The sequence below is a fragment of the Longimicrobium sp. genome (genome assembly GCF_048594345.1).
Classification (GTDB): domain Bacteria; phylum Gemmatimonadota; class Gemmatimonadetes; order Longimicrobiales; family Longimicrobiaceae; genus Longimicrobium.
The window spans coordinates 1-12,055 of sequence record NZ_JBMDXM010000062.1; the positions used below are offsets into that span (position 1 = coordinate 1).

The 12,055-nt window shown below is 69.6% G+C and carries 7 protein-coding genes and 1 riboswitch; of the genes, 3 read left to right on the top strand and 4 right to left on the bottom strand.

The window, feature by feature from the left end; all coding sequences use genetic code 11:
* Nucleotides 1-390: 390 nt before the first annotated feature.
* The 4 genes from ACOJUJ_RS07255 to uvrA form a co-directional block, all read right to left on the bottom strand.
* Complete coding sequence (locus tag ACOJUJ_RS07255; protein WP_420126191.1) at nt 391-1,104, bottom strand: XAC2610-related protein; 714 nt, start codon at nt 1,102-1,104, stop codon at nt 391-393.
* Nucleotides 1,105-1,118: 14 nt separating this feature from the next.
* Nucleotides 1,119-1,919 (bottom strand): alpha/beta hydrolase, encoded by an 801-nt coding sequence (locus ACOJUJ_RS07260; RefSeq protein ID WP_420126192.1) that lies wholly within the window; start codon nt 1,917-1,919, stop codon nt 1,119-1,121.
* A gap of 71 nt (nt 1,920-1,990) precedes the next feature.
* Complete coding sequence (locus ACOJUJ_RS07265) at nt 1,991-2,512, bottom strand: hypothetical protein (RefSeq protein WP_420126193.1); 522 nt, start codon at nt 2,510-2,512, stop codon at nt 1,991-1,993.
* Between the two features lie 61 nt (nt 2,513-2,573).
* The gene (gene uvrA / locus ACOJUJ_RS07270; RefSeq protein ID WP_420126194.1) at nt 2,574-5,480 is read right to left on the bottom strand and encodes an excinuclease ABC subunit UvrA; all 2,907 of its coding nucleotides are present in this window, start codon (nt 5,478-5,480) and stop codon (nt 2,574-2,576) included.
* Between the two features lie 619 nt (nt 5,481-6,099).
* On the opposite strand from uvrA, the gene ACOJUJ_RS07275 reads away from it, so the two are divergent.
* The 3 genes from ACOJUJ_RS07275 to ACOJUJ_RS07285 all read left to right on the top strand — a co-directional run bounded on the left by ACOJUJ_RS07275 (nt 6,100) and on the right by ACOJUJ_RS07285 (nt 11,941).
* Nucleotides 6,100-7,470 (top strand): S8 family serine peptidase, encoded by a 1,371-nt coding sequence (locus ACOJUJ_RS07275; protein WP_420126195.1) that lies wholly within the window; start codon nt 6,100-6,102, stop codon nt 7,468-7,470.
* A gap of 663 nt (nt 7,471-8,133) precedes the next feature.
* Nucleotides 8,134-9,528, top strand: a complete 1,395-nt coding sequence (locus ACOJUJ_RS07280; protein ID WP_420126196.1) for a S8 family serine peptidase — start codon at nt 8,134-8,136, stop codon at nt 9,526-9,528.
* 826 nt (nt 9,529-10,354) lie between these two features.
* Nucleotides 10,355-10,429, top strand: a riboswitch (cyclic di-GMP riboswitch).
* 57 nt (nt 10,430-10,486) lie between these two features.
* A complete protein-coding gene (locus tag ACOJUJ_RS07285) occupies nt 10,487-11,941 on the top strand; it encodes a S8 family serine peptidase (protein WP_420126197.1) in 1,455 nt (484 codons plus the stop codon).
* Nucleotides 11,942-12,055 lie beyond the last annotated feature (114 nt).

The window sequence follows — 12,055 nt, forward strand, 5'->3', positions numbered from 1 at the left end:
GGGGGGCGGGGGCCGCCGGTTATGCCGCGGGGGCATCGGCGCGGGGGCCGCGGGGGCGCCGCCCGCGGCCCGGCTGCGGAGTGCGGCTCAGGCCTGCGCGTCCGCAGCCGGGAACTCACCACACAATTGGCAAGCCATATCGACCTGGACCGCGAGATCAGTCATCCTGAGGGAGCGCCGCACCCAACCAGAATTCACGCAACAGGTTGCGCGCAACCAAAGGACCTTCTCTCCGCCATAGTGGGGCACGCTCGGCGGCAGAGATCCAGCCCCGCGGTTCTGCCAGCAAGGTCCTTCGGTCGCCGCCATAGATCCTGCAAGGGCAGCGGTTTGCGCGGCGGCTCCCTCAGGATGACTGACGCGCGGCGTTCGGGATTGACGACATCCCTGTTACGGCTCGTCCCAGGAGGCGCTGGAGCGCAGGTCGGCACCCTCCAGCGTGTCGCGCCGCGTTTCCACCATCTTGCCGTCGCGCAGCTCGCGGACAATGTGGACGTAGCGGTCGCCGTCGCCCAGCGCGTCCTGTTCCTCTTCCGCCACGGCAACCAGCGTGGAATCAGCCCAGCGCCAGCGCGACGCGGTCCACAGCCGGCCTCCATGGCCGCCGCGGTTGTAGTGCGTGTGCTCGCGCCGGGCGGAGTCGGGCGTCAGCGTCTGGAACTCGCCCGCGGGGATGAAGCGGCGCGTGCCGGGATCGAACCGCCAGTACTCGGACGACGAGTTGGCCATCGCGTGCATGTTCAGCAGCGCCAGGTCCGCATATCCGTCAAAGTCCAGGTCGATCGTCGACAGCCGCTCCGCTCCCATCTCCGGCGGCACGTGGTTTTCGCGCGGTCGCAGCGTCTGCACAGGGTGCTCATCCGCCCAGATGACGATGCTGTCCACCACCCCCGGCTGCGTCTCGTACAGCGTGGCCACGTGCGGGGGGAACGCCGGGTGGATGCGGATCATCACGCCCGTGCCGCCGTGCCGCACCGTGGCGGTGTCCGCGGCGGTGGAGGGCGTCTGCGCGCTGGCGGAACCGTCGGCCGCGGCGCCGGCGGCATCCGCGGGCGCCTGCTCCGCGCGCGAGCACGCCGCCAGCGCGCAGAGGCCCAGCATCATCCCCATCCTCCGAATCACCGCTGCTCCTGTGCCTGTGTCGTCCGAGGGATGCTGGTGGCGAACTCCTGGAGCGCGCGCCAGTACTCCTGGCCCGCCACCCACCCCAGGTCGTTGTGCCCGGCGCCGTCCACCCACAGCCGCTGCTTGGGGCCCCGGGCCAGCTCGTACAGCCGCTGGCCCTGCCAGAAGGGAACCACGCCGTCCTCCGTTCCGTGGATCACCAGCAGGGGCGCGGTGATGCGTGGCAGCTTGTCCACCGTGCGAAAGCGGTCGAAGGGGACCAGCGGGTAGGCGCGCACCACGCGAAAGATGGTGGTGAACGTGCTTTCCAGCACCAGTCCGGCCACGGGCTGCCGGGCGGCCAGGTCCGCCGCCACCGCGCCGCCCAGCGAGCGTCCGTGCAGGATGATGCGCTCCGGCGGCACGCCAGCCGTCCTGGTCAGGTAGTCGTACGCCGCGTCGATGTCCACGTACGCGGCGCGCTCCGACGGGCGGCCGGTGCTCAGGCCGTAGCCGCTGTAGTCGTACGCCAGCACCTCGAAGCCGGCGTCGCGCATGCGGCCGGCGAACTCCAGGTTGTGCCCCAGGTCCTCGCCGTTGCCGTGGCTGAAGAGGATGGTGTAAAGCGCGTGCGGATTGCGCAGGTGCACCGCCGCGATGCTGCCGCCGCCGGCGCGGGGGATCAGCAGCATTTCCTCCGTGCGCGCGTAGCCCTCGCGCGGCGGCAGAAAGATCAGCCGCTCCGCAAACAGCCACACCAGCCCCACGAACCCCGCGTAGGCCAGGATGACGAGCAGCAGCGAGCGCAGGAGCACGCGTTTCCAGGATCGGGTGGCGGACACGTGGCGTGGGATCAGGAGTGCGCCAGTCGCGGTTCGCGGCCGGCTCAGCAGCACCAGGCGGGGAGCGGGCCGTCCGTGAACGTCTCGTCCCCGATCGCTGAAATCACCCATCGGCCATCCTCCAGCCGCCACTGCACGTAGATGGGCGACGAGTCCGGCTCGTCCGCGGGGACGAAGCGGTTACCGGGCGCGCGGCGCCACCGGGGGCGGCGGATCACGATCTGGTGCGAGAGCGAGCCGACCCGATGGCCGTGGTAGTCGACGACGAGCACGTCCTCCAGCGTCAGCGGCCCCTTGTACGCCGCGTGGAAATCCGCCGCGGGAAAGCGCCAGATCCCCACCTGGTCGCCATCCTTGCGATGCGTCGTCTCCACCCAGGTAAAATCGCCGGAGCGCGGGAAGAAGGCGGCCGCGCGGTCCTCGTCCTCTCTCACTTCGCGGGTGAGGAACGCGTCCATCCGCGCCTGCAGCGATGCCTCGCCCGCCGCTGGCCGGGCCTGGCTGGCGGCGGGCGCCGCCCAGAGCGAAACGGCAAGGAGCGCCGGGACCCAGCGTGGAGCGCGCATGGGAGTGGAAGGTGTGGGATGAAGCAAGGGCGGACGCACCGCGGCGCCCGCCCTGGAAAGACTACTTCGCCGTCTTCGCCTTGCGGCCGCGCGGCTTCGACGCCGGCAGCGGAGCGGGGACCTGCTCGGGGACCACGTTCAGCATCGGCGCCAGGAACTGGCCGGTAAAGCTGCGCGGGTTGGCCGCCACCACCTCCGGCGGCCCCTCCGCAACGATCTCGCCGCCCTTGGGGCCGCCTTCCGGCCCCAGGTCGATGATCCAGTCCGCCGTCTTGATCACGTCCACGTTGTGCTCGATGACCAGCACGGTGTTGCCGCGCTCCACCAGCCGGTGCAGCACCTCCAGCAGCATCCGCACGTCTTCGAAGTGCAGGCCGGTGGTGGGCTCGTCCAGGATGTAGAAGGTCTGCCCGGTGGCGATCTTGGACAGCTCCGAGGCCAGCTTGACGCGCTGCGCCTCGCCGCCGGAGAGGGTCGTCGCGCTCTGCCCCAGGTGGATGTAGCCCAGCCCCACGTCCGACAGCGTCTGCAGCTGGCGCTTGAGGCGCGGCACGGCGTCGAACACCTCGCACGCCTCGTCCACCGTAAGGTCCAGCACGTCGGCGATGGAGTGGCCCTTGTAGAACACCTCCAGCGTCTCGCGGTTGTAGCGCCGCCCGCGGCACACCTCGCACGGCACGTAGACGTCGGGCAGAAAGTGCATCTCGATCTTCACCAGGCCGTCGCCCTGGCACGCCTCGCACCGCCCGCCCTTGACGTTGAACGAAAAGCGCCCGGGCGTGTAGCCGCGCATCTTGCTTTCCGGCAGCTCGGCGAACAGATCGCGCATGATGGTGAACAGCCCCGTGTACGTCGCGGGGTTGGACCGCGGCGTACGGCCGATGGGGGACTGGTCGATGTCCACCACCTTGTCCAGCATCTCCATCCCCGTGATGCGGTCGTGCTGGCCGGGGACGGTCTTGGCGCGGTAGAACTTGCGGCCCAGCGCGCTCCACAGGATGTCGTTGATCAGCGTGGACTTGCCCGATCCGGACACGCCCGTCACCGCCACGAAGCACCCCAGCGGGATGCGCGCGTTCAGGTTGCGCAGGTTGTGCTCGCGGGCGTTGTGGATCATCAGCTCGCGCCCCTCCACCGGCACCCGGCGCACGGGCGGGATCTCGATGCGCCGCTCGTTGCGCAGGTACGCACCCGTCAGCGACTCGGGCTGGGCGATCACGTCGTCCACCGTGCCCTTGGCGATCACCCGGCCGCCGTGGCGCCCGGCGCGGGGGCCCAGGTCCAGCACGTAGTCCGCCGCGCGAATGGTGTCCTCGTCGTGCTCCACCACGAGCACCGTGTTCCCCAGGTCGCGCAGCGCCTTGAGCGTCTCCAGCAGCCGCATGTTGTCGCGCTGGTGCAGGCCGATGGAGGGCTCGTCCAGGATGTACAGCACGCCGACCAGCCGCGAACCGATCTGCGTGGCCAGTCGGATGCGCTGCGCCTCGCCGCCGCTCAGCGTTTCCGCGCTGCGCCCCAGCGTCAGGTACTCCAGCCCGACGTTGACGAGGAACGACAGCCGCTCGCGCACTTCCTTCAGGATCGGCCCGGCGATGTCGCGTGAGATGTGCGGCAGCGTGTCGACGATGCCAAAGAACTCCAGCGCCTCGGCCACCGGCATGGCCACCACGTCGCCCACCGACCGGCCGCCGACGGTGACGGCCAGGCTTTCCGGCCGCAGCCGCGCGCCCTGGCACACGGTGCAGGAGAGCGTGCTCATGTACTCCTCCAGCATTTCGCGCACGCTGTCGCTGCTGCTTTCGCGGTAGCGCTGCTCCACGTCGCGGATGATGCCGGCCCACTTCACCTTCTTGGCGCCCTTCGGCCCCGAGCCCGCCCTGCCGCCGGCGCGGCTGTCCATGCCGTACATCAGCACGCCGCGAATGTCGTCCGTCAGCTCCTCCCAGGGCGTGTTGAGGTCAAAGCCCAGCGCCGACGCCAGCCCTTCCAGGATCGTCCCGCGCAGGTGGCCGCGGGGCACGCCCCAGGGAAGGACCACGCCTTCCAGGATGGAAAGCGAGTGGTCCGCCAGCACCAGCTCGGGGTTGGGCTCCTTGCGCGTTCCCAGCCCGCCGCACGCGGGGCAGGCGCCGTACGGCGAGTTGAAGGAAAACTGCCGGGGCTCCAGCTCGGGGATGTTGATGCCGCACTCCGCGCAGGCGTAGTGCTCGCTGAACAATTCCGGCTCCGGATCGTGCGCGTCCGGCGTGTGGGCGACGATCTGGACGACACCATCCGCGTTGCGCAGCGCCGTCTCAACGGCGTCGGCGATGCGGGAGCGGTTGTCGGCGTCCACGGCCACCTTGCGCTCCACGTAGATGCTGATGTCGTGGTTGGCGCGGCGGGCCAGGGCGGGCGGCTCTTCCAGCCGGTGGACGGCGCCGTCGGTGCGGGCGTGGGTAAAGCCCTTGCGGCGCATCTCTTCGAACAGGTCGCGAAACTCGCCCTTGCGGCCGCGCACGGCGGGGGCCAGGACTTCCAGCCACGTCCCGGCGGGAAGCGACATCAGCCGCTCCACGATCTGCGTGGCGCTCTGCCGCTCCACGGGCTTGCCGCAGCTGGGGCAGTGCGGGGTGCCGGCGCGCGCCCACAGCAGGCGCAGGTAGTCGTAGACCTCGGTGACGGTGCCCACGGTGGAGCGCGGGTTACGGCCGGCGGTCTTCTGTTCGATGGAGATGGCCGGCGACAGACCCTCGATGGAGTCTACGTCGGGCTTTTCCATCATCCCCAGGAACTGCCGGGCGTACGCGGATAGCGACTCCACGTAGCGCCGCTGCCCCTCGGCGTAGATGGTGTCGAAGGCGAGCGACGACTTGCCGCTCCCGCTAAGCCCCGTGATCACGGTCAGCTTGTCGCGCGGGATCTCGACGTCGACGTTCTGCAGGTTGTGCTCGCGGGCACCACGGACGATCAGGTTTTCTTCAGCCATCCCGAAAAGTTACCGCAGAGAGCTCCCTTATTCAACTGTCCGGGGTCACTCTCGCCAAAGTCGTCCCCGTGGCGCGGCGGACGGCTCCATCCTCCTCCTTCCCCCGCTCCCCCGGCGGCGTCGGGTGACCGCCGCCGAATCCAGCCGTTCGCCCCTCGTCCATCGGCGGCCGGGCCGTATCGGTGATGAGGAAGAGCGTCGTGAACTAACGGGATGACGCGGAGCAGCGACCGTCCGCGGCGACGCTGCCTCTGCCGGCGAGAGGTCAGTGCGCAGCATTTGTTTATGCAAATTTTGATGGAATCGTCAGCCTGCAAAGCGTGGTGGCGCGGAGTGCGCTGTCGTTCCGGGACCACGGGTTTCGCTGCATCGGCCGTCCATCGCCGCTCGTCACAAACCTTCTGAATCGTCAGAAAACGGCCGGTCAGAAAGCCGGTGGGATGGTGCGTTGCCTTGGTGAACGGACGGCGGCACGCCGCGGCTGCCACGCTCGTTTCACCCGTCTCTCGTCAAACGCTGAAGAGCCTCTTCCGCCCGGGAGAGAATCGCCCAGCCGCCGAAGACGGCGCGCGCCGGCGCCCCCGCCGGCGTTCATCCCACCCCCGAAGGAGTTGGCCCCATGAATCGCTACACCTGGTTGTCGGCACTGCTGGTCGCGGGTACCCTGGCGGGCTGCGCGGACGTGGCGGGTCCCGCCGCGACGGGCGCGCCCCGCTCTCCCGCCCACTCCCTTGCCGCGGGGAACGGGCAGCACGTGGTGGTCTTCAAGGGCAACGGCATTCCCGCCGGCTTCGCGGCCCAGGTCGCGGCGCTGGGCGGCACCGTGACGTTCGCGCACGCGGGGGTGGGCTTCGCCATCGTAAGCGGGCTGGGCGACGCGGCCGCGGCGCAGGTGGGGGGGATGAGCGGCGTGTCCGGCGTGCAGGCGGACGAGGTGTTCCAGGTAGAGTCCACGGTGGCGGCGGCCGGGGCCACCGTCGAGCTGGGGGCCCAGAGCCAGGCCGATCCCGCGACGGCGGCGGTGGCCATCCTGGATTCCGGGCTGGACTACGACGCGCCGGACCTGAACGGGCTGGTCGACCTGTCGCGCTCCGCCTCGTTCGTCCCCTCGGACGACGCCATCACGGCGGCGTACTTTCCCGATCGCCACCCGGTCAACGACTACAACGGGCACGGCACCAACGTGGCCACCCAGGTCAGCAGCAAGGCGGTCGCCATTGCCGGGGTGACCTCGCGCACCACGCTCATCGGCGTCAAGGTGCTGGGCGCCAACAACTTCGGGTCGCTGGCGGGCGTGCTGGCCGGGATCACCTACGCGGCCGACCAGGACGCCGACATCGCCAACCTCAGCCTGGGCGGCGGCTTTGCCAAGGCCGGCAGCGGGGCGTTCGTGGGCCTTATCAACCGCACCCTGGCCTATGCCAACCGCCAGGGAATGCTGGTGGTGGTTTCCGCCGGCAACGGGGCCAGCGACATGGACCACGACGGCAACACCGCGGTGCAGTACTGCGGGGCGCCGCACGTGGTGTGTGTGTCCTCGGTGGGGCCGGCTACGGGGATGCTGGATCAGGACGCTCCCGCGTTCTACACCAACTTTGGCCGCTCCGCCATTTCGGTGGCCGCACCCGGCGGCAACGCCGACGCGGCGAACGGCTTCCCCGCGTCGGCCCGTCCCTGGGGCAGCGACTTCGCCTCGCGGGTGTGGTCGCTCTGCGCCAGGTACGTCATCGCGGGCTATACCGCGACGGGCGCTCCCATCCTTACGCCGTGTGCCGCCGGCAACCGCCTCAACGGCCTGGTGGGCACCAGCCAGGCGACGCCGCACGTGACCGGCCTGGCCGCCCTGCTGATGGCCGAGCACGGCACCCGCAACCAGCCGTCGGCGGTCAAGCACGCCATCGAGCGGTCGGCGGTGGACCTGGGTGCCACGAGCACCGACCCGTACTTCGGCCGCGGGCGCATCGACGTGGCGCGGGCGCTCGGCCTGTAGCCTTTGCGACACCGCTGCACCGAAGCCCAACGCGGGCGGATCCCATCCGGGGTTCGCCCGCGTTGCTTTCGATCGATCCCGCCGCCTCATCGCGAATCCACAAATCACTCGTTGTATCCCAACGGAAGGTTCTCACGCAGAGGGAGCAGAGGAAGCAGAGAAAAACGGGGATCGGGCAGTTCTGCGCTTCCGCTGCTCCCTCTGCGTGCGGGGTTTGCGGATTCTGCTCGTACGCACCGCGCCCGCGTGGGCCGCCGCGCACGATACCGCGAATGCTGGGCGCGACAAGACGGCCAATCAACGTAGCGTCCCTAAAAACCTGCGAAAAATTTAGCCGGAGTGGATCCAGAATCTGTTCCACCAGAACGGGAATGTGGAAACACGGGCAGGTAAAACAAGCAGATGTGTGAAAAAATACGCAGGAAAGGATGGCTTAACCGCCACGTGACTGTTGCGTGGTCGGGGAGGTGTAGCTACCCTATGACTGTCGGCTTGTGACGGTATGGCCCAATCCACCGTCCGCGCGCGCGACCCCACGTGGCACGCGCTGGCCGGCGTCTTCCGCACGCCGCCACGGACACCTGGCTGGCGACGCGCGGCGTGTGCAGGAAAGCGCCGCGCTCTCACCGCCGCCTTTACGCCCATCCCCCAAGGAGGTCCCCCATGAAGCGCAGTCCGGTATTCGCTTTCGCCGTTCTCGCGGCCGCGCTGGCCGCGGGCGCGTGCGCGGACGGAACGCAGTCGACCGCCGTGCAGGCGCCCGACGGCGCGCCCGCGTACTCCAGCGCGCCCACGGAGACGGGCAATCACGTCGTGGAGTTTTCGGCCGACGCGGTGCCCGCGGGCTTCGCGGCGCGCGTGGCGCAGCTGGGCGGCACGGTGGTCAACACGTGGGGCGGAGCAGGCATCGCGGTGGTGTCCGGCCTGAGCCCGCAGGGCGTGGCGCAGCTGGCCGCCAGCAGCGGCGTGTCGTACGTGCAGCCCGACGTCCGCATCCGCGGCGTGGAGCCCACCGTGGGCACCGCCACGGCCGCCAGCGTGGGGGCGAACAGCCCCACGTTCCCCAACACGGCGTTCTTCTATGCCCGCCAGTGGAACATGCGCGCCGTTGGCGCCGACGTGGCGTGGGCGGCCGGCTACCTGGGCAGCCCGGGTGTGAAGGTCGCCATCCTGGACACCGGTATCGACTATGAGCACCCGGACCTGGCCGGACGCGTGGACCTGGCGAGCTCGGCCTCGTTCGTTCCCTCCGACGACTCGCTGGTGGCGGAGTATTTCCCCGGCAAGCACCCGGTGACCGACCTGCAGTACCACGGCACGCACGTGGCGGCCACGGTGGCAAGCAACGCGGTGGCGGCCGCGGGCGTGACGTCGCAGACCACGCTTATCGGCGTCAAGGTGCTGGCGGTGGATGGGTACGGCTCGTTCAGCGCCATCCTGGCCGGCATCATCTGGGCGGCGGACCACGACGCCGACGTCATCAACATGAGCCTGGGCGGCTACTTTGACCGGCGCGAGGCGCGCGACCTGGTGCGGGCCATCCGCAGTGCCTCCCGGTACGCCCGGAAGCAGGGTGCGCTCATCGTCGTGTCCGCGGGCAACGATGCCATCGACCTGGACAACAACGGCACCGAGTACGCGGCCTTCTGCGACGCGCCGCACGTGGTGTGCGTGTCGGCCACCGGCCCCACGGCCAGCGGCGGGACCAACGGCCCCTGGACCAACGTGGACGCGCTGGCGTCGTACAGCAACTACGGCCGCCACTCCATCAGCGTGGCCGCGCCGGGCGGAACCGGGTTCGGGTACGTGTCCGCGGCGTGCTCGAGCACCAGCCTGGTGATCCCGGTGTGCCAGACGGGCTCCTACGTGATCGGGCTGGCCGGCACCAGCCAGGCCGCGCCGCACGTGTCGGGGCTGGCGGCCCTGCTGGTGGCCCAGCGCGGCCACGGCAAGCCCAACCAGGTGCGCAACGAGATCCGCAGGGGCACCGACAACGTGGGCCCGCGTGAGTACTTTGGCCGCGGACGCATCAACGTGCCCGAAACGCTGGGGCTGTAGGCGCGCCGCGGGCGCTCGGCCTGCGGCCGTCGCCGGACCCCTGCACTGACGTGCGACGCGGGCGGATCCCATCCGGGTTCCGCCCGCGTCGCCTTCCATCGATTCCGCCGGAGCTTTCTCTGCACCGGCCTGTTCCGCACCCCTCCGGCGGGGCACCGCCACGATCGCGTCGTGGGGTCATGGTTCTCAAGATCGCGCATCAGGTGGTGCGATCGACAGCCTTCGATGCGCCGTGGAGAGCATCCACCGATCCACATCCCTCGTCGAAAAAACGCGGATGGCTCCCTGCCGCATTCTATCTGTTTCCCGTTTCCGACATCCCCTGCAAAAGGGTGTGCGTCGTCGGCAGCCATACCTGCACCCGACACCGGGCAATCCGGCTTCAGACCGCGGCGGCGGAGGAAACGGCACGAGAAAACCCTGGTGTCTCTGCTGACTTTGGGTGAGGCCCAATCCTTTTGCGTGTGGGAGAGGAGGCCTGTTCGCGCGGCGGGCCCCCTGCAGACGATGGGTGGAGTTGAGCGGCTGGCCAGGGGACGTATTCGGAAACGTTCGTATAATCGGGATTGGAGGTCCGAAAAGGTGCGTGCGAAAGAGTGCCTTCCGCTAATTTTTTAGCGCGGGTCTGGCTTCGCGCCAAGTGATTGCATCGCAACGGATTGGAGTGTGTCTCGCGATTGCGGAAGGTGTTGCGGGGGTGTTGACGAACGGACGTTCGGTAGATAGATTGTGGGACGGGAAACGCTGCGTTGGTTGTGCAGCCGATCCTGGAGACGGCGGCCCGGTTGAGGTCGCCTTCGTTTTGCCCGGCCACACACTCCCCCACCACCGACAACGGCACCCCGGTCGCGAGGCCGGTCCGCAAAGCCAGGGGTCTCACTGAGACAGCCCAGCCGCCGAAGAGGTTCGCAGCCGGTCGACATACCGGCAAACCCCTCCGTGTCTTTGGAGCTCCCCGATGAAGCGTCTTGCCCCGCTGTGCCTGTCCGCGCTGGTCGCGCTTGCGGCCTGTTCCGACGAGATCACCCCGCTGGAGACGTCGGCCGCCGCGCCGAGCCTCAACGAGTCTGCAGGTTCGTCCGACACCTACCTGGTCCGCTTCAAGGGCAACGGCGTTCCCGCCGGCTTTGCCTCGCAGGTCGCGGCGCTGGGTGGTGAGGTGATCTTTGCGCACCCGGTCGGCATTGCCGCCGTGTCGGGGCTGAACACCGCCGCCGCCACCACGCTGGCCGCCAACTCCAGCGTGGCCGCCATCGACGCGGACGCCTACACGCTTCTGGAAGAGGGCGACGCCGCGACGATCGAGGCCGGCGCCGCGATCGAGAGCCCGGCCGACCCCACGACCGCCGTGCGCTACCCGCGCCAGTGGAACATGCAGGTGATCAAGGCCAACCAGGCCTGGGCCGCCGGCAAGGTGGGCAGCGCCAGCATCAAGGTCGGCATCCTCGACACGGGGCTGGACTACCTGCACCCGGACCTGGTGGGCCGCGTTGACCTGGCCCTGTCGAAGTCCTTCCTGTCCGCGGCCGAGAACGCCCGCGTGCAGGCCGCCAACCCCGGCGCGCACGAGATCGCCGACCTGCACTACCACGGCACGCACGTGGGCAGCACGGTGGCCAGCAACGGCTACCTGGCCGCCGGCGTCACGTCCGGGATCCAGCTGGTTGGCCTGAAGGTCTGCACGCCGGGCTCCGCGGCGACCGGCTTTGCCGCCAGCTGCCCCACCAGCGGCACCCTGGCCGCCATCCTGTACGCGGCCGACAACGGCATTCCGATCATCAACATGAGCCTGGGCGGCAGCTTCAACCGCCGCGACGCCAGCGCCGCGGGCGGCAACGGCCCCTCGTTCCTGGCCACGATCAACCAGGTGTTCAACTACGCCCACCGCAAGGGCACCACGGTGGTGGTTTCGGCCGGTAACGCCGGGCTTGACCTGGACCACGACGGCAACGGCTACAAGAGCTACTGCAGCGTGCCCACCGTGATCTGCGTGTCGGCCACCGGCCCCACCAGCGGCACCACGGTGAATGGTCCCTGGGCCAACATCGACAACCTGGCCACCTACAGCAACTTCGGCCGCTCGGCGATCAGCGTGGCCGCCCCCGGCGGCAACGGCGTGTCGGTCACGGCTGCCTGCTCGGGCATGACCATCCACTCCAGCCTGCTCGCCTGCCGCAACCGCTTCTTCACCTCGGCCTCCAGCTGGTCGGCCTTCTCGGTGGGCATCAGCGGCACCAGCATGGCGGCCCCGCACGTGGCCGGCCTGGCGGCGCTCATCGCCAGCGAGGGCAACACCAGCCCGGCGCACATCCGCAGCCGCCTGCAGCAGTCGGCTGACGACCTGGGCCAGGCCGGCACGGACCCGTCCTACGGCAAGGGCCGCATCAACGTGGCCGCCGCCCTGGGCCTGTAAGCCTGGCGACGGACGCAGCATGAACAGCGGGGGGGTGGCCCACGGCCCCCCCCCCCCGCTTGGGGGGTGCGGGGTCATGTCGCCCCCCCCCACACACCCCCCCATGGGGGGGGT

What these genes read in the sequence shown, in the direction of transcription:
- ACOJUJ_RS07280 (WP_420126196.1), top strand. Translation starts at nt 8,134, where the DNA reads ATGAAGCGCAGTCCGGTATTCGCTTTCGCCGTTCTCGCGGCCGCGCTG.
- ACOJUJ_RS07255 (WP_420126191.1), bottom strand. Translation starts at nt 1,104, where the DNA reads ATGATGCTGGGCCTCTGCGCGCTGGCGGCGTGCTCGCGCGCGGAGCAG.
- ACOJUJ_RS07265 (WP_420126193.1), bottom strand. Translation starts at nt 2,512, where the DNA reads ATGCGCGCTCCACGCTGGGTCCCGGCGCTCCTTGCCGTTTCGCTCTGG.
- ACOJUJ_RS07275 (WP_420126195.1), top strand. Translation starts at nt 6,100, where the DNA reads ATGAATCGCTACACCTGGTTGTCGGCACTGCTGGTCGCGGGTACCCTG.
- ACOJUJ_RS07285 (WP_420126197.1), top strand. Translation starts at nt 10,487, where the DNA reads ATGAAGCGTCTTGCCCCGCTGTGCCTGTCCGCGCTGGTCGCGCTTGCG.
- uvrA (WP_420126194.1), bottom strand. Translation starts at nt 5,480, where the DNA reads ATGGCTGAAGAAAACCTGATCGTCCGTGGTGCCCGCGAGCACAACCTG.